This window comes from Gemmatimonadota bacterium (genome assembly GCA_026705765.1).
Taxonomy (GTDB): Bacteria; Latescibacterota; UBA2968; order UBA2968; family UBA2968; genus VXRD01.
Genome location: JAPPAB010000093.1, coordinates 1 through 24683 on the forward strand (window position 1 = coordinate 1; position 24683 = coordinate 24683).

General features: G+C 54.0%; 23 protein-coding genes. 16 read left to right on the forward strand and 7 right to left on the reverse strand.

Annotation, left to right across the window (positions count from 1 at the left end; translation table 11 throughout):
• Both OXH16_12315 and OXH16_12320 read left to right on the forward strand, forming a co-directional pair.
• A partial coding sequence (locus OXH16_12315) for a DUF4976 domain-containing protein (protein ID MCY3682177.1) occupies positions 1-538 on the forward strand: 538 nt, incomplete at its 5' end.
• 17 nt (positions 539-555) lie between these two features.
• Positions 556-2547 (forward strand): CocE/NonD family hydrolase, encoded by a 1992-nt coding sequence (locus tag OXH16_12320; protein ID MCY3682178.1) that lies wholly within the window; start codon positions 556-558, stop codon positions 2545-2547.
• A 41-nt stretch (positions 2548-2588) separates the two neighbouring features.
• Here the strand turns inward: OXH16_12320 and OXH16_12325 are convergent, their stop codons facing one another.
• Together OXH16_12325 and OXH16_12330 are read right to left on the reverse strand one after the other, a co-directional pair.
• Positions 2589-3785, reverse strand: coding sequence for a right-handed parallel beta-helix repeat-containing protein (locus OXH16_12325; GenBank protein MCY3682179.1), 1197 nt, complete (start codon positions 3783-3785; stop codon positions 2589-2591).
• Between the two features lie 9 nt (positions 3786-3794).
• Positions 3795-4838: a Gfo/Idh/MocA family oxidoreductase gene (locus OXH16_12330; protein MCY3682180.1), complete on the reverse strand. Its 1044-nt coding sequence runs from the start codon at positions 4836-4838 to the stop codon at positions 3795-3797.
• Positions 4839-4942: 104 nt separating this feature from the next.
• Between OXH16_12330 and OXH16_12335 the strand changes: the two genes are divergently transcribed.
• Complete coding sequence (locus OXH16_12335) at positions 4943-6067, forward strand: Xaa-Pro peptidase family protein (GenBank protein ID MCY3682181.1); 1125 nt, start codon at positions 4943-4945, stop codon at positions 6065-6067.
• A 16-nt stretch (positions 6068-6083) separates the two neighbouring features.
• Here the strand turns inward: OXH16_12335 and OXH16_12340 are convergent, their stop codons facing one another.
• Entirely contained in the window at positions 6084-7073 is a 990-nt protein-coding gene (locus tag OXH16_12340; GenBank protein ID MCY3682182.1) for a Gfo/Idh/MocA family oxidoreductase, read from the reverse strand.
• A gap of 59 nt (positions 7074-7132) precedes the next feature.
• Here OXH16_12340 and OXH16_12345 point away from each other — a divergent pair, with 59 nt between their 5' ends.
• Positions 7133-9052, forward strand: coding sequence for a heparinase II/III family protein (locus OXH16_12345; protein MCY3682183.1), 1920 nt, complete (start codon positions 7133-7135; stop codon positions 9050-9052).
• 63 nt (positions 9053-9115) lie between these two features.
• On the opposite strand, the gene OXH16_12350 is transcribed toward OXH16_12345, so the two are convergent.
• A complete protein-coding gene (locus OXH16_12350) occupies positions 9116-10210 on the reverse strand; it encodes a serine hydrolase (protein MCY3682184.1) in 1095 nt (364 codons plus the stop codon).
• Positions 10211-10315: 105 nt separating this feature from the next.
• Between OXH16_12350 and cutA the strand changes: the two genes are divergently transcribed.
• The 10 genes from cutA (at position 10316) to OXH16_12400 (ending at position 20482) form a co-directional block, all read left to right on the forward strand.
• Positions 10316-10963: a divalent cation tolerance protein CutA gene (gene cutA, locus OXH16_12355; GenBank protein MCY3682185.1), complete on the forward strand. Its 648-nt coding sequence runs from the start codon at positions 10316-10318 to the stop codon at positions 10961-10963.
• A gap of 4 nt (positions 10964-10967) precedes the next feature.
• Entirely contained in the window at positions 10968-11645 is a 678-nt protein-coding gene (locus OXH16_12360) for a hypothetical protein (protein MCY3682186.1), read from the forward strand.
• Between the two features lie 37 nt (positions 11646-11682).
• Positions 11683-12594 (forward strand): phosphotransferase, encoded by a 912-nt coding sequence (locus tag OXH16_12365; GenBank protein ID MCY3682187.1) that lies wholly within the window; start codon positions 11683-11685, stop codon positions 12592-12594.
• Positions 12595-12631: 37 nt separating this feature from the next.
• Positions 12632-14020 carry a sulfatase-like hydrolase/transferase gene (locus OXH16_12370; GenBank protein MCY3682188.1) on the forward strand — a complete coding sequence of 463 codons (1389 nt, stop codon included), beginning with the start codon at positions 12632-12634 and terminating at the stop codon, positions 14018-14020.
• On the forward strand, positions 14020-16122 hold the full coding sequence (locus OXH16_12375; GenBank protein ID MCY3682189.1) for an ATP-binding protein: 2103 nt from the start codon (positions 14020-14022) through the stop codon (positions 16120-16122). Before OXH16_12370 ends, OXH16_12375 begins: the two co-directional genes overlap by 1 nt.
• Entirely contained in the window at positions 16061-17503 is a 1443-nt protein-coding gene (locus OXH16_12380) for a sigma-54 dependent transcriptional regulator (protein ID MCY3682190.1), read from the forward strand. The genes OXH16_12375 and OXH16_12380 overlap by 62 nt, the downstream gene beginning before the upstream one ends.
• A gap of 247 nt (positions 17504-17750) precedes the next feature.
• Complete coding sequence (locus tag OXH16_12385; protein MCY3682191.1) at positions 17751-18398, forward strand: CDP-alcohol phosphatidyltransferase family protein; 648 nt, start codon at positions 17751-17753, stop codon at positions 18396-18398.
• Between the two features lie 24 nt (positions 18399-18422).
• On the forward strand, positions 18423-19427 hold the full coding sequence (locus OXH16_12390) for a flippase-like domain-containing protein (protein ID MCY3682192.1): 1005 nt from the start codon (positions 18423-18425) through the stop codon (positions 19425-19427).
• Positions 19428-19463: 36 nt separating this feature from the next.
• Complete coding sequence (locus OXH16_12395) at positions 19464-19991, forward strand: hypothetical protein (protein MCY3682193.1); 528 nt, start codon at positions 19464-19466, stop codon at positions 19989-19991.
• 95 nt (positions 19992-20086) lie between these two features.
• Positions 20087-20482 (forward strand): hypothetical protein, encoded by a 396-nt coding sequence (locus OXH16_12400; protein ID MCY3682194.1) that lies wholly within the window; start codon positions 20087-20089, stop codon positions 20480-20482.
• 2 nt (positions 20483-20484) lie between these two features.
• Here the strand turns inward: OXH16_12400 and modA are convergent, their stop codons facing one another.
• Positions 20485-21255 (reverse strand): molybdate ABC transporter substrate-binding protein, encoded by a 771-nt coding sequence (gene modA / locus OXH16_12405; GenBank protein MCY3682195.1) that lies wholly within the window; start codon positions 21253-21255, stop codon positions 20485-20487.
• A gap of 18 nt (positions 21256-21273) precedes the next feature.
• On the opposite strand from modA, the gene OXH16_12410 reads away from it, so the two are divergent.
• Both OXH16_12410 and OXH16_12415 read left to right on the forward strand, forming a co-directional pair.
• The gene (locus OXH16_12410; GenBank protein ID MCY3682196.1) at positions 21274-21921 is read left to right on the forward strand and encodes an SGNH/GDSL hydrolase family protein; all 648 of its coding nucleotides are present in this window, start codon (positions 21274-21276) and stop codon (positions 21919-21921) included.
• Between the two features lie 41 nt (positions 21922-21962).
• Positions 21963-23048, forward strand: a complete 1086-nt coding sequence (locus OXH16_12415; GenBank protein MCY3682197.1) for a Gfo/Idh/MocA family oxidoreductase — start codon at positions 21963-21965, stop codon at positions 23046-23048.
• 7 nt (positions 23049-23055) lie between these two features.
• On the opposite strand, the gene OXH16_12420 is transcribed toward OXH16_12415, so the two are convergent.
• Together OXH16_12420 and OXH16_12425 are read right to left on the reverse strand one after the other, a co-directional pair.
• Complete coding sequence (locus tag OXH16_12420; GenBank protein MCY3682198.1) at positions 23056-24354, reverse strand: aminotransferase class I/II-fold pyridoxal phosphate-dependent enzyme; 1299 nt, start codon at positions 24352-24354, stop codon at positions 23056-23058.
• The coding region (locus OXH16_12425) for a DUF4976 domain-containing protein (protein MCY3682199.1) at positions 24330-24683 on the reverse strand (354 nt) is incomplete at its 5' end. The genes OXH16_12425 and OXH16_12420, both read right to left, overlap by 25 nt.

The following is a 24683-nucleotide window of genomic DNA, read 5'->3' on the forward strand; positions in this document are numbered from 1 at the left end:
TAAGTGGTTGATGTACGATCCGATTGTGCATATTCCGCTGATGATTCGCACGCCGCAATCTGTTGATCGTCCGTGCGAAACGCGCGATCTGGTTTCGCTTATGGATCTGGGTCCGACGATTTTAGAGGCTGCGGGGGTAGCTATTCCGACCTATTTGGAGGGCCGCTCTTTGATGCCGTATTTGAATGGGGAGACGCCCGTGCCTCGAAAATACGTTTTTTGCGAGGATAATTATCAGATTATGATGCGGTCACAGACCCATAAGATGGTGTATTATATCGGGCAAGCAGAAGGCGAGTTGTATGATTTAGATCGCGATCCCGGAGAGTTGTGGAATGTTTGGGATAGGTCTGAATACGCCGATGTGAAAGGCGAGATGTTCGCAGATTTGCTCAGTTGGATGGCGACGAGCAATTATTACAATGCCGGATACAAACGCCAGCGCAGCAAGCAATACGGCATGCGATGGCCCTCGGAAAACGACGCGTATTTGCACGGGCGCAAAGGACAGCCAAAACCCCGGGCTGTCGATTTGTAGAGGGTGATATACAATTTATGCGCGTGATTACTGAATTCCCCCGACCTGTTCGGGAGATTGAGCATGCCTGGATTCCACTGTCAGATGGCACGCGATTGGCCGCGCGCATCTGGTTGCCAGAAGATGCAGAACAAAATCCCGTGCCAGGTATTCTGGAATATTTGCCGTACCGCAAAAGCGATGGTACTGCTGTGCGGGATTCGGTGCATCATCCCTATTTTGCCGGTCATGGGTATGCCTCTATCCGCGTGGATATTCGGGGAAGTGGCGATTCTGAGGGCGTGCTTTTAGATGAATATTTGCCGCGGGAACAAGAAGATGCGCTCGAGGTTCTATCCTGGATTGCAGCGCAACCCTGGTCAACGGGCAAGGTGGGCCTGTACGGCAAATCGTGGGGTGGGTTCAATGGGTTGCAGGTCGCCGCTCACCAGCCTCCTGAGCTCAAAGCTGTAATCAGTTTGTGTTCGACCGATGATCGCTACGCAGACGATGTGCATTACAAGGGGGGATGTGTGCTGGCGTCTAAGATGTTGTACTGGGCATCGACGATGCTGGTCAATTGTGCTTTGCCACCCGATCCCAAAAATGCAGGTGATAAATGGCGTGAGATGTGGTTTGAAAGGCTGAATCATCTCGCGCCATTTGTCGATATATGGATGGCGCATCAGATGCGTGATGCCTACTGGAAACAGGGATCGGTGTGTGAAAACTTTTCTGCGATCACATGCGCGGTTTATGTTGTTGGTGGTTGGGCAGATGGCTATACCAACGCGATTCCCCGATTGCTCGAAGGGTTGTCCTGTCCCAAAAAAGGGCTGATTGGTCCCTGGGCACATCAATTTCCCGAACGGGGGACTCCCGGTCCTGCGATTGGGTTTTTGCAGGAGTGTTTGCGGTGGTGGGATTACTGGTTGAAGGGAATAGATACCGGCATTATGGAAGAGCCTGCTTTGCGCGTGTGGATGCAGGAGAGTAAAAGGCCAGCCGTCAATCACAAGACCTGGCCGGGGTTCTGGGTAGAGGAGCCTATCTGGCCCCGTGGTGAAGTGCGCGAATATCCGTTGGGCATGGACGGATCACTCGGCGAAAAATCCCGGCAGGTGGGCGATATGGTTATTTCTGGAACGCTGGCACACGGACAGGATTCTGGGAACTGGTGTCCCATGGGTGTCCCGGGTGATTATCCCCCAGATCAGCGTGCAGAAGATGGGCGGTCTGTGACTTTCACATCGCAACCTTTAGAGGAGTCGCTCGATATTCTGGGTTTTCCCGAAGTGTCTATGCGCTTGTCGGCGAATAGGGAACGCGCACTAATTTCCGTGAGATTGTGTGAGGTTTTCCCAGATGGCACATCAGCACTTTTGAGCTGGGGATTGCTCAATCTGGCGCATGGCGAAATGCACGAGGTGGTCAGATATCTCAAACCCGGTGAGATATGTGATGTCGCGGTGAGGCTCGATGCTATTGGTTGTCGCATATCTAAAGGGCATGCTCTGCGCGTATCTTTATCGCCCGCGTATTGGCCCCAGGCATGGCCGTCACCCGAGCCGGTGACTTTGCGACTGAATGGTGGATGTTTGCGTTTGCCTATATGGTCTGGTCAAGCTCTGAAAGCACCTTATGATGATCCCGAAGGTGCCTGTGAACTGAAACACAGCGTGCTCCGCAAGTCAGGTCGATTTCCCATTGGACATTGGATTGATGAAAAACTGATTTGTGAAGTTTTGGCCGATGGTGGGCGTTTGCGGTTTGAGGATGGTCTTGAGTTAGATGAGTGGGCGAAGGATCTGTGGGAAATAAAAATAGCAGATCCACTTTCAGCGACCGCGAAGTGTGAGCGAAAAATTGAGCTTGTTAGAGGCGCGTGGCGTGTTCGGGTAGAGACGCAGAGTACCATGCGCTGTGATGAGAGACTGTTTTATTTGACGAATAAAGTTGTGGTCCATGAAGGTGAAAAGGCAATTTTTCACCGCGACTGGCACAGTGAAATACCGCGTGAGGGATGTTGACAGAAAGCGGACAACTTTTTTCTTTGATATTTCCTTTTTATTTACGCAGAAACGACTTGTCGCGTGTCTTCGATTTCGGCGTCGAGATTGCTCGACAGGTCGTTGTTGTTGAGGTGTATGCGGTCGGCTTTTTCGCCGATGTGAACACCTATGCGCTGTGTTGCCGTTTCGTCGTTGCCAATGCGGTTATTTGTGAAGATGAGGTCGTGGGTTTCGCCCAGGATGCGTATGCCATAGCCTTTGTTTTTGTCGCCGTTGTCGAGGATCTGATTGTTCTCAAAGGTGTTGCGATGCCCGCCCATGGGTTCGGATTCGTTGCGGAAGAGTATGCCTTCACAGCCGTTGCGCAATGATCGGTTGTTGGAAAACACGTTGTCGGTGTCTTTGTGACCAATGGAGATGCCCGTGTCGCCGTTGCCGATGAGGTCGTTGTTTTCAAAGATGCCGTGTTTGACGCGCCAGCAGAGGAAGAGGCCAATGCGGCCGTTGTTTTCCGAGCGGCAGTTGCGGATGATGGGATGCTGACTGCCACTGCCCGGGTGCAGACCCAGGTGGGTATTGTCCGTGCAGGTGCAGTTTTCAACTGTGACGTGCTGGCTCTGCTGGAAGCTGATGCCATCGCCGTGATAATTTTTGATCGCGCAGTTTTGGAGGGTCGTATGGTGTCCGCGGTAGAGGAATATGCCAGCGCCGCGGCAACCGTTGAGGTGCGGGTTGTTTTCGCGGTTGCCATCTACGGTCAGGTTTTCGACCCGGGCATTTTCGATGTGGTAGCCGCTGATGACCGGGAAGGTGGTTGCAGCGCGCGCATTGCGAGAGACGAGGTAGTCGCCTCCCATGGGTACATTGACGCCAAAGGTGTTGTCCTTTTGCCAGAGAATGGTGCCGACGGCGGTGTGAAATCCACCGCCATGATCGTCTGTGATGCTGACGCCATAGCCCACTTTGAATCCATGGGGATTTTCAAGGGTGATCTGTTCTTCACCAAAATCTCCGTCGAGGAGAAGTGGGGTCTCAACGCCGTCTGCCTTCCACAATGTGGTATTTTCGCCCTGTCCTTTGACCGTGATGTCGCTGCGCAGATGGAGTGCGTCGCGCATGATGTACGTGCCGGATAGAATTTCAACCGTGCCTCCGCCGAGTGCGGCGATGTAATCGACTGCGGCTTGCAACGCGCGGTTGTCATTGCCGATGATGTCGGCGTTTTTTTGTCCGACGGTGATGTGTAAGCCAGTCATGGGAATCTCCTAATCAATGCGGATTTCCCGTCCGGTTTCGCCACTTTCGAGCAAGGCTTCCATCATTTGCTGCACTTGATATCCGTGGCGCAGAGGGGCTTCGCAGGTTTTGCCATCGAGAATGCAGTCGATAAAGTGGCCCGCAATGCGGTCCCAGGCCTGGGTTGCAAGCGGAATATCGACGGCGATGTCGTGTGGGACGCCGTCCTGTGTTTTGAAGAGTTTGAGGGGGCGGAATTGCGCGCCTGCTTCGTCGCCAAAGAGTTCGATCTGGAGTTCGTTGGGCTGGTGAGATGCCCAGAAGCTTTCGACCTGGAGACCCGCGCCGTTTTCAAAGCGGATGAATCCGCCGGCATAGTCGTCAGCGGCATATTGTTCGTAGGTGCTGCGCGGGACTTGTCTAAAGCCCCAGTAGCCGCGTCCGCGCGGTCCAAATTTTGCGCCGCACACGCCTGTGACGGTGGCGGGTTTGGGCATGCCGAGCAAGTACCACACGGCGTCGAGGACGTGGACGCCCATGTCGCGGAATGCGCCGCCGCCTTTTTGAATGAATCCGAGGTTCCACGCGGGGATGCCGCTTCGGCGCACGCTGCGGGCACGGGCATAGTACAGGTCGCCAAAATAGCCTTCGCGCGCGAGATTGCCCAGATATTGGCACTGGTCGGAGAATCGGGTGGAGAGCGACATCATGTTGACGACGCCAGATGCTTCGGCGGCTTCGACGAGTTTTTGTGCTGCCTGCTCAGAGTCCGATAGCGGTTTGGTCACCATGACGTGTTTGTCGTTTTTGACGGCTTCGAGTGCGACGGGCACATGCCACTGGTTTGGGGTGCCTACAAATACCGCGTCAATGTCGGGATCTTTACACATTTTTTTGTAGTCGGTGTAGAATTTTTGTTCGCCGGGCAGTTCGCGGGCAAATTCTTCCATTCTTTCGGGGATCAGGTCGCAGAGTGCGACGACTTCGCCGCGATCATTTTTCGCAAGGGCGCGGCCATTGGGTTTTCCAATGCCCATACCGACGACACATACGCGGACTTTTTTTTCTGGCATGATGCACTCCTGTTGTTAAATTGGGTTGGTTTTGAAAATGCGCCCTGTATTATGCAAAAAAAAGAGGGATTTACCAACAGGATTTCACGGAAAGGATGTGTGTTATGCTCACTCTGGAAGGTTGCCGCGGCAGGCAGCAGCGATTTCGAGCGCGTCTCTCCGAGGAGGGGATTGACGCGGTTATTATTACAGATTATCGGGATATCTACTATTTGACCGGTGTGCTTCTGTCGGCATATCCATCGTTTTCTTTTCCCGCGCTTCTGTATTTGGAGACCGAGGGGGGATCGTGGCTGGCGTCAACGACTGACGAAGGGGATGCGGCTGTGGATGAGCGCGTGGTGTACGATTCGCATGTGCTTTACACTATGAATCCCGATCCGATGCGCTTGCTGAATGCGGCTGTGGCGCAAAAGCTCCGCGATTGCCGGGGTATTTCTCGTTTGGGCTGGCAGCAGGAAGCCACGCCCAAGTTGCTCTCCGATACAATAGCAGATGCTCTGGGTGGCGAATGGGTGGGGATAGACGATTTGCTGATTGCACAGCAGATGAGGAAGGATGCCGATGAAGTTGCGATGTTGCAAAAGGCGATTGATATTAATCTGCGGGCTTATGACCGCGTGCAAGAGGTGATTGCGCCGGGTGTAAACGAGCTGGATGTGCTCGCGGCGGGGCAGCAGGTCGCGCTGAATGCAGCGGGTGAGGTGCTGCACCACGGGGGCGATTACCAGTGCGGGCAATTGGGCGGGCTTGCCAGAGATCGGATTATTGAGGATGGAGAGTTGTATGTTATCGACGCGCAGACAGAATATCACGGGTACTGGTCCGATCTGTGCCGCACTTTTGCGGTGGGCGATCCCACAGATTTGCAGGCGTCGGTGTACGATCTTTTGAAGGCTATTTTAGAGGATGTCCCCAATCTGGTAAGGCCCGGTGGACGGGGAACCGCACTGTGGCACGTGATTGATGAGAGGATCCGCGAGCATCCCCATCTGTCCGATATTGGGCTGATTCACCACGCGGGGCACGGCGTGGGGATTCGCGCACACGAACCGCCCGATTTGAACCGCGACCGAGAGGGTATTTTTGAGGTGGGGACGGTCTTTTCTTGTGAGCCAGGTGCGTATAGCGAGGCTTTGAACGGGGGTATCCGGTTGGAGAATACATTTTTGGTGACCGAAGATGGGGTGCAGAATCTGACGAATTATCCGCTGGTGTTAAAAAAGTGAAACATCCGGGGCCTCCTCACAGCGCGATCACATGACCTGTGTCCGCGGCTTCGCGTGCACGCAGGCACAGGCGCGTGATTTTTATGGCTTCGTCGGGGCCGATGATGTGAGGTGCTTTGCCCGTGCGTTCACCGTGGAGGTTGACGAGGAAGTTTTCTTCGGGTTGCAGGGGCAGGTCGCGGGGTTCTTCGTCCGAGCGTATCAGATGTGTGCGGTCGTCTATGACTTCGATGACGCCTTCTGATCCGGCGATTCGGAGGCGGTCGTCGCCGTGGGTGGGTGCTGTTGAGGGGCGTAAATAATCGAGGTTGATCATTGCCGTGCCGCCATTGCTCAGGCGAAAGAGCATGCCGCCGTGGTCTTCGCAGCCGGGATAGTCGGGATGGGCGAGGTTGCCGTGAAGCGCGGCGACTTGTGTGTATTCACGTCCGGTTGTCCAGCGCGTGTAATCAACGGCGTGGATTGCGACCCAGGGAATTGTGCCGCCGTAAGTTTCTCGCTGTTTGAAAAAGTCTGGGCGCGTGCCAAAGCGATAGGACTTTTGCGCGGTTGCCAGAATGGGTTCGCCGATGAGGCCGTCTTGAACTGCCTGGTGTGCTGCGCGAAATGCAGGGGATAGTCTCAGGCCGAACATGGCGGTGAGGCGAATTTCGCTGTTTTTGACCGCTGTTTCAAGGGCTTCGAGATCGTCTAAAGTGGTTGCAACGGGTTTTTCACTGACGATGTCGATTCCGCGGTTTGCCGCGGCTATTGAGGCTTCGGCGTTGAGGGAATACGGACGACAGATGCTGACGAGATCGATTTCTTCGGTGTCGAGCATGTGGCGATAGTCGTCATACAGGCGGGTGTGTGCGGTGAATGCCGCGTGCGATTTGACTCTGGCGAGGGTGTCGTCGGGATGTCCTTTGGCACAGGCGATGAGTTGTGCGTCGGGGATGTGTGCGATGCCGTCGAGTACCATGTTCTGATGCCCGTCGCTGCCGATTTGTGCAATTTTGAGTGGCATGGTGTTCTTGCTCCTGTTGTTGAGATTTGGAAGGATGGTTTTAATTAACGGAGGAATAAATGCTTTCGCAAAAGTATTCGGAAGACGTGTTAAAAGATATTTTGATTCCGCGGGATGAATGGCGGCCTTTTCCCACGGCGCTGATGCGCTATGCGTGGGATGCATTGCCAGAAGGCGTTCGACAGGCGCAAATTGCGCGGGGGGAAGAGCACCTGAATTTTGACTGGCCGGGCGTGCCCGCGGTGCGGTTTTTGGATTATGCGCGCAATGGCAATCGCTCGCGGTACGAGAGCTTGAGTTTTGGGCGGCGCACGGCGCTGTCCAATCTGGTTCTGGCAGAGTGCGTGGAGGGCAAAGGCAGATTTTTGGATGATATTGCCAATGGTATCTGGTGTATTTGCGAGGAGTCTTTTTGGGGTGTGCCCGCGCATATTGGCGTGCAAAAGGCGGGTAGTGGGCTGCCGGATACGGCTGAGCCGATTGTCGATTTGTTCGCCGCAGAGACGTCGGAATTGCTGGCGTGGACAGTGTATTTGCTTGGCGCGCAACTCAATGCGATTTCGCCTTTGATTGTGCCGCGCATTGCGCGTGAAATGCAATATCGCATTTTGACGCCTTTGTTGGAGCGCGAAGATTTTGGCTGGATGGGATATTCGGGTGCGCGCGTGAATAATTGGAATCCGTGGATTGTGTCGAATTGGTTGACTTCTACTTTGTTGATGGAGACCGATGATGCGCGTCGGGTTGCGTCGGTGTTTAAGGCGATGCAGACGGTGGATCATTTTATCGATCCGTATCCGAAGGATGGAGGATGTGATGAGGGCCCGGGCTATTGGGGGCGTGCTGGGGCATCGCTTTACGATTGTTTGGAGTGGCTTTACAGTGCAACGGGTGGGGCGATTGATGTGTACGATGAGCCGCTCGTTCAGAATATTGGCAAGTTTATCTATCGGGTGCAGATTGCGGATCGGTATTTTATCAATTTTGCCGATGCATCGCCTGTGGTGATGCCGGCTTTTGCAGTTGTCTATGGCTATGGCAAGCGGATTGGGGATGACGCGATGGTGGCTCTCGGGGCGTGGTCTGCAAGACAACAGGGTGTTGCCGAGAAGGGGATTTCGGAGTCTTTTGGGAGCATGGGACGCGCATTGCCCGCGTTGTTTTCTCTGAATGAGATTCTCGATGAAGAGGCGGCGTTACCGTTGCCGCGCGATGTGTTTTTGGATGAGATTGAGGTGTTTGTCGCACGCGATCAGGGGGGATCGGTAGATGGGTTTTTTGTGGGGGCAAAGGGCGGGCACAATGCCGAGAGTCACAATCACAATGATATCGGGCATGTGGTGGTCTATCTGGATGGGAAACCCGTGCTTGTGGATGCGGGTGTCGAGACTTATACGGCTAAGACGTTTAGTAGTGAGCGGTATGACATCTGGACGATGCAATCCCAATATCACACGTTGCCGACGGTGAATGGACAGATGCAGATTCCCGGGCGGGTTTATTCCGAGGCGGGGATTGATTATCACTACGATATTGCCGCTCGAGATGTGTCTTATGCGTCGAGCGAGGCGGATGCGACGTTTACTCTGGATCTGGCGCAAGCCTATCCGCCAGAGGCTCAGATTGATTCGTGGAAGAGGACGGTTGTTTTGCATCGCGGCGAGGGTGTGACGATTGCAGACCGATATGCGTTAAAAGCCGTGACGGGCGATGTTGTGATGAATGTGTTGACGGCGTGTGGCGTTGAGGATGGGGGTGATGGTACAATTGCGTTGAATGAGGTAGAGTTGGCGGATGGTCGCAGGTCGGGCGCAGCGCGTTTGCACTACGATGCGGATGTGTTCGATGTGGCGATTGAGGATATCGCGATTGAAGATGCGCGATTGAAGACTGTTTGGGGCGATTTGTTGCGAAGAATCACGCTGACGGTTAAGAATCCCGAGCCGCAGGGCGGGTGGACGATTCGAGTGACGCGGTGATGTTGGATTTTTAAAACTAAAAAAGGAGTACTGTCATGGGGCGTGCTCCTTTTTTTTATCGGACTATTCGATTAAGGCTTCGGAGATAGCGTCGTGAAATTCGGGGCGGAGGTGGGCAATTTGATTGTTCTCTCGGGTGGGGTGTACGCGGTTGGTGAGGAGGATGACGCCGAGGTCCCGTATGGGGTCTCCCCATACGGATGTGCCGGTGAATCCGAGGATGCCGAAGGCTTGTTCGCTAAAGTAGCGACCGCTCGAACTTGCACCGGGAGAGACGGTGTCCCAGCCGAGTGCCCAGGTGCTGTTGGGCGCGAGGTTGGCGCGGGTGGTGAATTGTGGAATGCTCCGTTTTGGAAAGATGCTTGTGCCGAGCCAGGCGAGCAGGCATTTCGACAGGTCATGCGCTGTGGAAAAAAGGCCAGCGTGGGAGGCGATACCACCCATTGCGGCGGTGTTTTCATCGTGGACTTCACCGTGTACGAGGTGATCGCGCAAGTCGGAGCCATCTTCCGTGGGCGCAATGCGGTGTTTGAGATGGGGTGGTGGGCAGTACAATGTGTCGTTCATTTTGAGCGGTTCGAGTATGTGCTGTTTGACGAGGTGATCCAGGCGATGGCCGCCGATGGTTTCGAGGATTTTACCCAGGGTGAGAAAGCCCAGGTCGCTGTACACGGTGTCTGCGCCGGGTTCATAAGTTAAGGGGTGTTGGCAGGCTGCGTTGAGCATGGCATCGCGGATGTCAATATCATATGTTGTGCGTTGGTTTTCGTACAGGTGAACATGCGCGGGCAGGCCGCTGCAATGGGCGAGTAGATGCCGGACTGTGACGCGATTTTTGTTTTTTCCGGTGAAGGAGGGGATATAAAATTGCACGGGTGCGTCGAGGTTGAGGCGATCTTTATCGACAAATAACATGCAGAGTGTTGTGGTGGCGATGACTTTGGTGACGGAAGCGAGGTCGTAGATGGTGTTGATTTGTACGGGTGTCGCGTTGGGGTAATAGGTGTGGTGGCCCACAGCCCAGGAGGTGACGATGCCCGCACGGCGCAGGACGAGACCGACAGCACCGGGGGTGGTGCGCGTATGCACATGGCGTTGTAGTACTTGACGGGCGCGGTCGAGTTTTTGTGAATTAAAACCGAGTTGTTCGGGTGTCATTTGTGTCTCCCAGTTCCCAGCCTCTTGCACGTAGCATTTCTGTGTTCTATATTGTTGAAAGTACGAGACAAAAACAAGGAAAATTTGATAGAGGAAGGGCGTTTTATGATATATCGATATATCTTTGGAGTGGGCGCATTTATCGCTCTGTTTTTTGCAATGTGTATGCCGGCTGAGGGACAGGTGAATGTGGAACGGCTCGAGAGCATTGCGCGACATGTAGCACGGGCGGTTTTAGCTGAGGGGGATTCTCTGACGGCAGAGCAGGTCGCATGGGTCGAGCGCATGACCGCGCAATTGGCAAAGGATGCGGCATTTCTCGATGAGCAAAAACAGCGGTTGGAAGAAGTGCGCATGGAAAGAGATGAATCGATTCGGAATATCGCAAGTCAGGTTGCCAAGGGGATCGGTGTTCTGATTGCCCTGCTAATTTTGTGGGCGATTTTTCGTGCCTTTAAAAGGGGGTTGCGTGCCGAGTCGGGAGATGATCCTCTGGGAGTGTTGATTGCGATGCGCACAGAAGCGCGGGCACAGAAACTCGGCGCGGCGCTTGTTGAAGAAAATTTGGCGACGGGCGGAACTGTTGCGCCGAGTATCCGTTCAATATATCGCCGGGAGGATGGAGTGCGAGAAGCTGCAGAGGCGATGGTTTTTTTGAGGACGACGCGTGCGCAATTAAGCGATTTGATGGACCGGGCAGAGGAGTTGGGCGGGGGCAAGACGCCAGAACTCGTTGTGATACGCGAGGGGTGAAAGTATGTTAAAAGTCTGGATCGTTATTCTGTTTGGATTTTGTTTTGTCGCGTCCGCAGGGGCTGAGGAAGAGAATGCTTCGCGTATTGCGCGGGAGATGATTCGCTCTCTGTATGGCTCTGAGCGCGTGAAGCCGTTGTCACCTGTGGCGAATGCACAGGTGCGCGTTATTGCGAGAAGGTTGGCTGCAGAGTCGGACGGGCGGTTTCAACACGCGTTTTTTCAGGCGGAGGATCGCGAGCAAGGGGCGTTTTTCAGCGGGTTGATGAAGCATGTTATTATCGGGGTGATGATTGGTCTGGTGTTTTTTGTGGTGCATACGGTTGTGCGAAAACTCGATGCGGCGCGGCGTCTGGGGAAAACTGATCGCAATGTCTCAGTTCAAGGTGGGTTGCGAAATGCGCCTTGTATTCTGGCTCTTCCCATGCCATCTGATGCGGAGGCAAGTCGGATTGGGCACGCGCTTGTTGCCCAGCGGTTGGCCGCGCGGGTGGATGTTTTTTCGCAGTATTTTTTGTCGCCGAATCGAGATGAAGGTACCGTGCTGTTTGTGATGACTGTAAAAGGCCGCTTGAGGTCACTGAAAAAACGGTTGGGGGATTTGTCTATGTCATTTTCCGTGTCTCACGGACACAGGTCCTACTTGACGTGGATTGCCGATGCGGCTGATGGGAGAGGGTAGGATATACGCGAGGCGTTGTCCATAAAGGGGGAATTCCATGTACATTCCAGAAACTCTCTCGTCTAATCCAAAGTGGGCTAAATGGATAGAACGGCTGCCAGATATCGTCGCTGCGTGTGCAAAGCGGTGGGATCTTTGCATTGAAGATCCCATGACAGAAGAGTATGCCGAGATGTCCTATAGCTATATCGCGCCAGCGACGGATGCAAAGGGGACAGAGGTTGTTCTGAAAATTGGCTCGCCCGTGCAATTGGCGGAAAACTGGCAGCAAGAGTGCCACGCGCTGCAACTTTGCAATGGTGATGGTACGGTCAAGTTGCTCGATTTTGACAAGGCGTTGGGCGTGCTGATGCTCGAGCGCATCCGTCCGGGTGTTCCTCTGGGTGTTTGCCCGGATGATGAGGAGAATACGCGCATTGCCGCTCGGCTGATGAAAAAGTTCTGGCAACCCGTTCCGAAAATTCACAGTTTTCGGCCGACGGCTTATGAAATAGATGGCTTTGACAAGTTGCGCAAAAAATACAATGGCGGCACCGGGCCGTTGCCCGAAAAATGGGTTGTGCGCGCCGAAACGCTTTACGATGAGTTGATGAGTACCAGTACAGAAACGGTTGTTTTGCACGGGGATTTGCACCACTGGAATATCTTGAGTTCAGAGCGCGAGCCGTATCTCGTCATTGATCCCAAAGGTTATTTTGGCGATCCGGGTTATGAGGTCGGTGCTTTTTTGGCGAATTACCCCGATGCTTCCTGTGAGGGATGTGACCGGGGCGAAATCGATGTTCGCCGCGTGGAGATTATGGCCGAAGAATTGGATATCCCGCGCGAGCGTATTATCAAATGGGGTCTGGTTTTGGCTTTAATCTGGGCGAGATGGAGTGCGGATACGCCCGAAGAATTCTGGCGTACAGATATTAGTCGCGCCCAGGCGTTGGAGCAGTTGCTTTAGATGATGTGTCATATCACACTAACTGTAAGGAGATTTTATGTCTGACCGTCCAAATATTCTGATGATTATGTCCGATGAGCACGACCCGGCAGTGATGGGGTGTTATGGGGATTCTATTGTGCAAACGCCGCATCTGGATCGGCTGGCAGAAGAGGGTGTTGTGTTTGATGCGGCTTATACGACGTCACCGCTTTGCGCGCCTGCGCGTGCGAGTTTTACGGCGGTGCAATACGTGAGTCGCTGTGGGGTATGGACCAATGATTGTCAGTTGCCTTCTGACGATTATCCTTCGCTGCCGCACGCGTTGAATGCGGTAGGCTATGAATGCTGGTTGGGGGGCAAGATGCATTTTGCGAGTACGCACCGCTATGGTTTTCGCGATGTTTATTCCGGTGCGAATCAGGGGGACAGGAGTGGCAAGGGCGGGCGGCGCGCGTTTGATGATCTGAGTGAATCGGGTTTTGGTTGGGAAGGGCGGGTGGCGGCTTTTAAGACGGCTGATACATCGCCCGTTTTGGAAAAGGACCGAAAGGTGACGGCGGAGTGCAGTGCGTTTTTGCGGAATCGCTCGGCGGATGATAAGCCGTTCTTTTTGCTGGCAGGTTATGTGGCACCGCATTTTCCGTTGACTATTCCAGAAGCGTATTACGCGCCTTATAAAGACAAGGTGCCCATGCCCGAGATTCCCGAGGGTTTCCTGGAGACATTGCCGACCAATTACAAGCATTTGCGAGCCGGGTTTGGCGTGACAAAGGCGACGCCCGAACAGACGAAGTTGGGGCGGGAGCTTTACTGGGGTTTTGTGAATTGGCTGGACGATGAGATCGGCAAGTTGCTCGCCGCGCTCAATGATTCCGAAGTGGCGGATAATACGATTGTGATTTACTGCACGGATCACGGCGAGAACAAGGGCGATCACGGGTTATGGTGGAAGAATAATATGTATGAACACGCTTCGCGGACGCCGCTGATTGTGTCTTTTCCAAAACGCTGGGCAGGTGGGCAGCGGCGGACGGGTGTGTGTTCGCTGGTGGATCTGGCGCAGACGATAGCGGAGATCGGCGGGGCGGAACGGTCAGATGACTGGGATGGCGAGTCGCTGCTCGATTATCTGGATGACGGGAATAGCGATTGGCGGGATATTGCGGTGAGCGAATACTACGCACACAATATTGCGTCGGGTATGACGATGGTTCGGCAGGGCCCGTGGAAGTACGTGTATCACGCGCGGTTTGACGAGGCGCATGGACCCGAACGCGAATTGTACAATTTGGAAAAGGATGCCGGGGAGTTTAACAATCTGGCAAATGATTCCGCGCAGGCCGATCGCATCGCGCAATTGCACGATTTGTTGACGAGGGAATTGAGACGCGATCCCGAAGCGGCTGAAGCGCAAAGCCGAGCGGATTTGGCGAAGGGGTATTGATGGACCTGTCGTTATACGAGACGATCTGGCTGGTCGGCGCGGTGATTGCCGCCGGGTTGCTCTGGGGCATTTTTGCTTCGGCGATAAAGCGAAAGGGCACGCCCCTGCCGCTGTTGTTACTGATTTCGGCGGGGGCGCTCTGGTACACTGGGGACGCGTTGCGCATTTTGATCGAGCAGGCTGCGCCGGATGCCGGTGCGGTGAATTATGCGGCGCATCTGGCGCGTTTTGGGCTGGATTTTTTGCCGTCTGCGCTACTGGGAACCGTGCTGGCTTTTGCAGATGAGCACAAGGTGGCGCGTGGGTTGCGGCGGTATCTCATTCCTATCACTTTTGTGCCGGGGATAATCATTTTTTTGATTGGCATGTCTCAGGCGCCGATCAAGCGCGTGAGTTTTAGTCTGTATGCTATTGCTATGCTTCTGTTTTCGGCGTATCTCTGCCGGGGTTTTGCGATGCGGTCGGAGACAGAGGTGCATAGGGTGTTTTGTCGGTTGATGGCATTTGCGCTGACGGGTATCGCGGTTTTGACGGTTTTTGCCTATCCGATTGGGTTGCTTCAAAGTAATGTTGTGGGACCTGTGCTCGCGCTGGTGCTTTTTCTTTCGCCTATCGCGCCGGCGTATATTCTGGGTTATTTTATTTATCGGTATAGTTTTTTCCAGATTGTGGTGAACCCCGCGTTGTTTTATTCTGCGCTGACGGGCATTGTGCTGACGGTTTATTTGCTGGTGATTCGGCGCGTTGCAGAGGCATTGGGGCGTCTGGATAGTGGGTTCAGGGTAGAGGTGGTTGAGGCTATTTTGATTTCGCTGCTGATTTTTCTGTTTCAGCCGATTAAGAACAGGTTGCAGGGGATCATCAATCGCCTGTTTTTCAGGACGCGCTACGAGTATCAGCATTTGCTGGGTGCGCTGAGTCAAACGCTGAATGTGCCGCACGCGCTGGAGAGGCGGTTGCAGTCGGTGGTGGATGCGGTTGGCACTGTGTTGAAGGTGCATGCTGTTTCGCTGGTGGTGTTTGAGTACGAGGAGGGGCAGGTGAGCCAGGGGCAGGTGATTGCAAGCAATGGTTTGCCGGGGTTTGAGCCGCCTGTTACACCTTTTGGGGATGGGGACGGGGCGCAGATTGAGGCGGTGGTCGGCTGGTTGTTGATCCATCGCCGACCGCTGGATGTGGGTGACTTGCACCATCCGGCACTTACTGCAATACTCGCAAAGCAAGGGGTTGAGCTGTGTATTCCGGTGTTGCAAGAGGAGAAGCCGGTTGGTTTGCTCTGTTTGGGGGAGAAGAAACGCGGGGGATCTTTTTCTTCTGAGGAATGGGAGTTGCTGGGTACGCTTTGCAATCAGATTGCACTGGCGGTTGAAAATACGCGTCTGGTGGAGCGTCGGTTGCAATTGGAACGGCAGATGTATGAGGCAGAGCGGCTTTCGGCGTTGGGATTGCTTTCGGCGAGTATTGCGCACGAGGTAAAGAATCCCCTGAGTTCGATCAAGGCGATTGCGACTGTGCTGCGGGAGGATTTGCAGGGCGATCAAACAAAGGCGAGCGATTTGTCTGTGGTGTTGCGCGAGATTGATCGGTTAAACCGCGTGGTGGATCGCTTGCTCAGGTTTGCTCAGCCCAAGCAGGGGGATGGATTTCAGGTGCTGGACCTGAAGGCGGTGCTGGAAGATGTGGTGCTGATTTTGTTTCACGAGGCGGAGCGACAGAATGTGGAGATTTGTTTTGAGGTGGCGGATGGTCTCGTGGTGACGGGCGATCCAGAGGATTTGAAGGAAGTGTTTTTTAATTTGATTTTGAACGGTATTCAGGCTATGGAAGACGATTGTACGGAGCGGCGGTTGACGGTACGGGCGCAGCGGTTGCAAGGCGGTGTGGAGGTGCGGGTGTCGGATACGGGTCCGGGGATTTCAGAGGAAGACCAGGCTCGTATTTTTGAGCCGTTTTTTACGACCAAGGCTTCGGGTACGGGGTTGGGGCTTGCGATTGTGAAGCGCGATGTGGAGCGCATGGGGGGGGCGATTGAGGTGGCAAATGCAGATGGGACAGGGGCGGTGTTTGCAGTTCAACTTCCCGGGGGGGATGATGCAGTATAAAATTCTGATTGTGGATGATGACCCTGCGGCGCGGTACGGGTTGAAGCGGGCACTCGCGGCGCTGGGATGTGAGATTGTCGAAGCAGAGGATGGCGAGGCGGGGCTGGCGGCTGTGGTGCAGAGCAATCCCGATTTTTTGATTTGCGATATCCAGATGCCAAAGATGGATGGGTTGACGCTGGTGAAGCGATTGGCTGATCAGGGGGATGTGCGACCGGTTATTGTGATTACGGCGTATGGGTCGGAGCGGGTTGCTGTGGAGGCGATGAAGGCGGGTGCGTACGATTATTTGAGCAAGCCCTACGATGTGGATGAGTTGCGCTGCTTGGTGGAGAATGTTCTGGAGACGGTGCGGTTGCGGCGGGAGAATGAGGCGCTTCGCAACGAGATTCGGCAGCAGTCGGGGTTCGGTTTGTTGATTGGTCGCAGCCGCGCGATGGAGGGGGTCTATGATTTGATCGGGAAGGTGGCTGCGACCGATGCAGGGGTGCTGATTAGCGGGGAGAGCGGTACGGGTAAGGAGTTGGTCGCGCGGGCGATTCACGAGCAGAGCGGGCGACAGGCGCGGCCTTTTGTTGCGGTGAATGCGGCGGCGTTGCCGACGGAGTTGATCGAGAGCGAGTTGTTCGGGCATGAGCGGGGTGCGTTTACCGGGGCGACTGCGCGGCGTCAGGGCAAGTTTGAGCTTGCAGATGGTGGGACGCTGTTTTTGGACGAGATCGGCGATATGCATATTGAGACGCAGGCGAAGTTGTTGCGCGTGCTGGAAGAGAAACAGTTTGAGCGACTGGGCGGTTCGGAGACGGTGACGGTGGATGTTCGGATTATCAGCGCAACGAATAAGGATTTGCCAGCGGAGATAGTGGAAGGGCGGTTTCGGGAGGATCTTTTTTATCGCTTGAAGGTTGTGGATATTTTTTTGCCGCCGTTGCGGGATCGGCGCGAGGATATTCCGCTGCTCATTCAGCATTTTTTGGCGCGTTTTAATGATCAGCACGGCAAGGCGATGACGGATGTGCCGCCAGATGTGATGAAGATGTTGATGGTGTATGGCTGGCCGGGCAATATACGGGAGTTGATGCACGCGGTCGAGCGGGCGGTTATTTTTTCAGATGGGTCCGAGTTGCGTCGCGATTTGCTTCCCCAGGAGGTTCGGGGTGTTGAGTCTGTGGAGAGCACGGAGTCTGTCTGGCGGGATGGGGTGTTTTTTCAAGATGCAAAGCAGGAGGTTGTGCAGTCTTTTGAGGTTGCGTTTATTCGGTCTGCATTGGAATACTACGAGGGCAATATCAGCCGCACAGCACCGGCTATCGGTATGAAACGGCAGGCGTTGCAACAGAAGTTGAAGGAGCACGGGATTGATCCCGGGATTTATCGTTAGCCCCTTCCCAGTCCCTGTAACTTGACAGGTCCGGAGATACACATTGTGTCTCCGGATTTTTTTGTGCCTGCTGTGCAATACTCAGTTTGCAGGTGCAATATTTAGTTTGCACTGATTGGGCGATTTTTGGGGTGGATAGCAGGGAAAATGGCCTTTTTCGGGGGTAAAATGGTTTTGGCACGGGATTTGCATATGATGTGTTGTGACCGCGAAGTTTGAGATGTGAACCTTTGAGAAGGAGGCTGAGATGTCAACGCTTACATCGACGTTTGCGACCGCGTTTCCAGGTCAGGTTGCCAATTTGATTACCGCGGGCAGAGTGGTTCTGCTGTTTCTGGCGACGGCTTTTGCTGTGTCTGGAGATGCGATGCTGGCCTGGGTTGCGGTGCCGCTCGCTTTTGTCGCGCTGGTGATGGATTGGCTGGATGGATATCTCGCGCGGCGATTGGGTTGCGAGAGCAAGGTCGGGGGGGTGCTGGATATTGTGGGGGATCGGATTGCAGAGAATGTGTGGTGGGTGGTATTTGCGTGGTTGCATGTCATTCCGCTTTGGGTGCCGATTGTGGTGCTCAGCAGGGGTTTTGTGACGGATGCGATTCGCAGTTGTGCCCTGACCAGGGGATTTACGGCGTTTGGCGAGTCAACGATGATGAAGTCGCGGATTGGGTTCGCGCTGGTTGCCTCGCGCGTGAGTCGGGCGACGTACGGGACTTCTAAGGTGGTCGCGTTTGTGCTGTTGTTCAGCCTGAATGCGGCGCAGCAGATGCCGGGTTTGACGCCCGCATTTTTGTCGGGTCTTGAGATAGTCGCTGTGATGGCGACGTATCTGACGGTCGCGCTTTGTGTTATTCGGGCGATTCCAGTTGTTACGGCTGCGAAACGGGTTGTTGTGTAAGGTAGCATTTTTCAGGAGAATGACATGAAAAGGGAAACGCATATTTTGCTCTGTTTGATAGGGTTTGCCAGTCTGGGTGTGCTTTTGCATCAGCTTAGTACCCCAGAGGTGTGGCAGCATGTTTTGATGATGGGCTGGGGCTATGTGCCGGTGATCGGCCTGTCGCTGGTGGTATTTGTTCATCATGCGTGGATATGGCGGGCGTGCTTTGATCGCGGAGCGGAAAGGCCGCGTTTGAGGCAGTTGCTGTGGGTGCAGTTGGCTGGCGAGGCAGTGGGCAATGTGGCGCCGGCTTCGCAGGTTGGCAAGGAGGTCGGCAAGGCGATTGTTCTGAGAGATAAGATGTGCGTTTCCCGCGGGGTGTCGTCGCTGGTGGTCAATAAGACGGGTGAGATGATTGGTGGGGTGATTTTTGTGATCGGTGGTGTTGTGCTGGGTTTGCAGCGGTTTTCGTGGCCGGCTGAGGTGCGAGGTGCTCTTGTCGCTGTTCTGGCGTTGTCTGTTCTGGGGGTTGTTTGGACGGTTTTCAGGCAGCGTCGGAGTCCCTTTGCGCGGTTTTTGAATTTGATGCTGTGGTTGCGGCTCAGGTTTTTGGAGCGGTTCCGCGATCTCGCGGTGGAGATTGACGAGAATTTGGCACAGTTTTATCGGTTGAATAGATGGCGTTTGGTGGGGTTGTTGGGTTTACATGTATTGGGCTGGTTTCTGGGTACGCTGGAGATTTATGTGATTCTTCATGTGCTCGGCGAACCGATGCCGTTTGTCTGGGTGTATCTGTTCCACGCGCTGATGGTCGTGATTAATGCGGCGTTCTTTTTTGTTCCGCTCGGGATGGGCGTTTTTGAAGGTGGGCATGTGTTTCTGTTTCATTTGATGGGCTTGGATCCAAAGATGGGTTTGGCTGTGGGCATTATTCGGCGGGTTCGGAGGCTTTTCTGGATGCAGGTGGGTCTAACTTTGCTACTGATCGGATCGCGGGGCAAGCAGGCTGATGCGGCGCCGAAAAATGATAGTCTTCAGCAGGTGTAGATATAGTGCATCATTAACTAAAAAAAGGAGAAAACAATGACACGCTCAATTTCTTATCTGGTCTGTGTCTTTTCGATTGTGACCTTCAGTTTTTCAGCTCAGGCGAAAAAGACTGATCTCACTAAGAGTTATGGTATTGGTCTTCAGGGCGCGACACCCACATTCGGTGGCATTAGTTTTCGCTATAACGGACTGGCACCGGTATATCTTCAAACCGTTGGCCGTTTTATTCTCAATGGTCAGTATAGCGACCATATGTTGGGCGCTGGCGTTTCGTATGCCATATTCGAGCATCAAAGCCGGTGGAACGTTGCCCGACTTCATTTCACTCTCGAAGGTGGCTGGCAACAAAAAAAAGAGGAGGATCTCCGCCAGGAGACTGTCAAGACCACGACGCTGGGAACTGGGCTCGCTTTTGGCGGCGAGATTGTGTTTTCACTTGGGGGGATTCCTCTGGGTTTGAATGTGGAAATCGGTCAGGGGTTTGGTAGGGAAAAAACCGGCTCTCAATCTAAGGGGCTCGCTGGCGTTTATGCAGGTGGGGGTGTACATGCCTATTTTTAGGTCTCTTTCTATTGTTATGGTTGCGGCAATTCTGTTCAACGCGATGGCTCCCACGCTCGCGTATGCAGCCACATATCTGCAAGGCGCAGAGGTCAATGCCAATACGTTGGTCCGCCTATGTGCAAGTCACCTATCGCGACCACAACGGCCAGGAAAAAACGGAGAGAGGATGGATTGGTGCAGTTGGCGAAACTTCGTTTACAATTCGCAATAGAAACACGGGGAAAGGCTCTATATTCGGTTTGGCTCTCGGTCTTGCTATCCTTGCTCCAGTTGCGATAGCAGACGCGAGAGATGAGGACGAATGGCAAAGATTTGCCACAATCGTGACCGCGACGTTTATATCTCTACCTATTTGGGTTCTCTCCACTATCATTGGTGCTACAATAAAATCCGACAAATGGATCGAGGTGCCGTCGCAACGCCTCAACTTGAGTATTGCACCCACATCTACAGAAGGGCTTCGCACCGCACTCACGTTTAATTTTTGATGTCATTTATATCCTGACACCAACACCCGGAATCCATACCGCCGAAAGACCGCAGCCGCTGTGTCTGATTGAAGAAAGTGCATAGCGGCTTCGACTTTTGGTGTGCGTCGTCCTTTTACGATGGCGATGGGATAGACAATGGGTGTGTGTAATAGGGAATCGGGGAGTGTGGCAATTACTGCGACGCCGTCGCTGATTGTCGCGTCTGTGGCATAGACAATGCCGGCTGCACATTCTCCGCGGGCGACCAGTGTGAGTGCGCCGCGCACGTCCATTGTCGGGGCGATGCGGTTTTTGAGCAAGGTCCACCAGCCCAATTTTTTCAGGGCTTCTACAGCGTAGATACCCGCAGGCACATGAGAGGGGTCGCCCAGGGCTAATTGTCCATGGAATGCGCTGGGGAAGTCAAAGTCCGCGTGGGGTTCGATATCGAATTTTTCATTTTTGGGGGAGATGATTACGAGGGCGTTGCCCAGGAGGTTGATTCGGGTATTGGGTTCGAGCAATTTTTCCGTTGCCAAAAAATCCATCCATTTTACATTAGCTGAGAAATATATATCCGCAGGCGCACCCAGGGCTATCTGTTTGGCGAGGATCGAAGAACCGGCAAAAGACATTCGCAACGATATGCCCTGTTTTTCTGCGGTTTTGGAGAGGTCTTGCAGAGTGCTCGTCAAGCTGGCTGCAGCATATACGATGACGGGTTCGGCAAGGGCGATTCCGCGCGTTGAGAGACAGGTTGCGATGAAGATGTAGATGAATAGTTTTTTCATGGGATAAAGGAGAATCGTATGTCCGATTTTTGGATTCAAGATGGCGAGACGATGTTGTTTATTGGCGATAGTATTACGGATTGTGGTCGTCGCGCGGCTGAGGCTCCGCTGGGCAATGGGTATGTGCGGGCGTTTACAGAGATTGCGACGGCGCGGTTTCCCGAGCGCAAGATCAATTATATCAATAGGGGAATTGGCGGTAATCGCGTGACGCATTTGCACGAGCGCTGGCGAGAAGATGTGATTGATCACGCGCCGGATAAGTTGTCGGTTAAGATTGGGATCAATGATTTACACAGCGTTTTGCGAGAGGCGGAGGATGCGGTTCCGCCCGCGCGATTTGAAGCATTGTACGATGCGATTCTGGATACGACGCAACGGGAGATTGGATGTCCTATTGTGCTGATTACGCCGTTTTATATTTCGACGGATACATCCGGACAGACGTTCCAGAGCGAGGTTATGGCGTTGATTCCGGAGTATATCGGCATTGTGGAGAAGATGAGCGAGAAGTACGGGACAAAGCTGTTGCGTTTGCACGATCTTTTCCAGGTGCATTTGCAATATAGAGGTTCAGAAACTTTTTGTCCAGAGCCTGTGCATCCCAATCGGACAGGGCATTTTATTATTGCGGATGCGTTGTTTAAGATGCTGTGTGAGGCGTGAGGGGCATACCATATCGGCTTTCTTCAATTGGAGGCACATCAATGGACAAGCTCAAAATTGCACATATCGGTACGGGGAATCGTGGGACAGGGGTGTATCTTCCGCTCATCGCGAAGTTGAAGGACGACCTTGAACTGGTCGCTGTTTGCGATGTAAGCGAAGATTCTGTCAAGGCGCAGGGCGCGAAGTATAACGTGGCTGCATATACAGATACCGCTGAGATGCTGGAAAAAGAAAAGCCAGATATCTGCTCCATCGTAATTACCCCGAGCAATAATCATATCCCGGGGCTGTTGTGCTCTGAACATGGCGTAAGTTACTGCACCGAGACGCCGATTGACACAGACCTCGGCTGGGCGGATGCGATGATCGCGTCCGCAAAGCAGCACGGGACGAAGATCGAGGTCAATGAAAACTATTATCGCGTGCCATCGGAACGGATTAAACGCGAGATGATTCTGGCGGGTGTATTCGGCAAGATCAATGTTGCCTACAACGAATTTCGCGGACACGGGTATCACGGGATCGGCTTGATTCGCAGTTACGTCGGTTTTGATAACGAACCCCTTCGCGTGTTCGGTGTTCGAAAGAGCTTCACAGTGCAGGAGCACGTCTGGCGGCGAGGTCAGCCGACACGCGACTCAGAGGATTGGCAGCAAGGTGTCATCGAATTTGCCGATGGCGCGGTCGGGGTATTCCATTTCAGCAGTTTGTCTTACGGTTCGCCACTTCGCGGTTTCAACGGTACGAAGTTCTACGCCGAGCGTGGGATGTGCTTCCGCGATGAAGCGATCATTTTGAACGATACCGCCGATGAGCAACGCAAAATCACGGTTACCCGCAAAACCAACGATGTCGATGGGTTTGAGACCCTCGCCGCACTCGTGGCGGATACAACGCCGGAGGTGGTGTGGGAAAATCCGTTGCAAAATTATCCGCTCAGTGATGGCGAAATTACCGTCGCGTCAGAATTGATGAGTATCGCAAATGCGGTTCGCAACGATACCGAGCCAGAATATGGGGCTTATAACGGTCGCAAGGATCGGGAGATTGACGTGGCGATGGCGAGATCGTGGGCAAACGATGGTGAACCTGTGACGTTCCCATTTGAATACGAGCGGCGATGAAGTCAGCTTACGTCTTTAAATTTTTCAGCCGTTCTGCAGCTTCGCTCAGGCTGTCGAGGGTGCGGCAGAAGGCAAATCGCAAGTACCGGTCGCCTTCATTGCCCGTTGCGTAGAAGTTGTCGCCGGGTACGGGGGTGACGCCGATTTCCCGGGTCATGTACAGGGCGGCATCGGTGGCGTTCATGTCGCATAAGGTGGGGACAGAGCGGTAATCGGCAAAGAGGTAGTAGGATCCGTCGGGTGGGGTGATTTTGAATCCGGTGGATTGGAGGGCTTTGAGGAGCAGGTCCCGTTTTTGTGAGAATGGTTTGTGAATATTTTTGAAGATGGCGTCGGGCAACCGCAACAGGTGCTCGGCGCCTTTTTGCAATGGGGTGGGGGCCTGGACTACGAGGGTGTCGTGAACCGCGCGAATCCGCGGGGTGTGTTGTTCGGGCGATATGACCCAGCCGACGCGCCAGCCGCTGGCGTTGGCGGTTTTGGTGATGGCGTTGATGACTATGGTGCGCTCGGCCATTCCGGCGAGTGTTGCAGGGCAGATGTGGACGCAATCACCGTAGAGGATGTGTTCGTAGATTTCGTCGGTGATTAAAAATAGGTCGTGTTTGCAGCAGAGGTCTGCGATGAAGACGAGTTCTGCTTCGGAGAAGACTTTGCCCGTGGGATTGTGTGGCGTGTTGAGGATGAGTGCGCGCGCGCGTTTTGCCGCGGTAGTCCATTCGTCTTTGTCGAGTGCCCAGCCATCGCTTTTTTCGCGCAGGGTGACATATTTGCAATGTAGCCCGAAAAGGCTGGCCTGGTTGGGATACATTTCGTGAAAGGGTTGTAAGACGATGACGCTATCGCCGGGATTGCACAGGGCGCGAAGTGTTGAGGATAGTCCTTCGGTCGCACCTGCGGTGACGGTGATTTGCGTTTCGGGGTTGGGGCGAAAGGCGTAGAATCGCCAGGTGTAGTCTGCGATGGCTTCCCGAAGTTCGGGCAGGCCGTAGGGAAAGGAGTACTGGTTGTAGCGGTCGTGCTGGGGTTGGAGGATAGCGCAGAGGTCTTTGAAGGAACGGTTATCGTTTCCCGGGTTGCGCGAGAGGAGGTCGCGCAGGGTGAGTGCGTGCAATTGCTCGGTGCCTTCATCTGAGCCACCCAGTATGGCGGCGATGCCCGCCCAGGCGAGGTCGTAGAGTACGGGTTCGTCTGTGATTCCCTGAGAGAGGTTCACGGCATTGTGCTCAAGGGATAGACGGGTCATGCGCCGGATGACGGATTCTTGTGGGGCAGAATCTCTTATCCCAGCAATTTCTGTTCCCATGTTTTTATGTATTCTTCGGGCGATAGTTGGCTGTCCGGCGCGCTTCGATGTTTGTCGTACATGTCTTCTGCCTGTGCTGCGATGACCTCTGGATCTTCGGGAATTTCACCCTGGTCGCCATAGGTTTCGATCCAGTTGTCGAGGCGCGCGCTAAGGTCGTTGAGCACGTTCTGATGGTCTTCTGACTCTGCGAGGTTTTCGACTTCGTGGGGATCGGCTTGCAGGTCGTAGAGTTCTTCGTAAGGGCGATAGGACGCGAGGAATTTCGCCTGTGCTTCGGTGAGTTTGCCTTCTTTGCCGAGCAGGGGAAGGAGTGTCCAGAGAGGGTA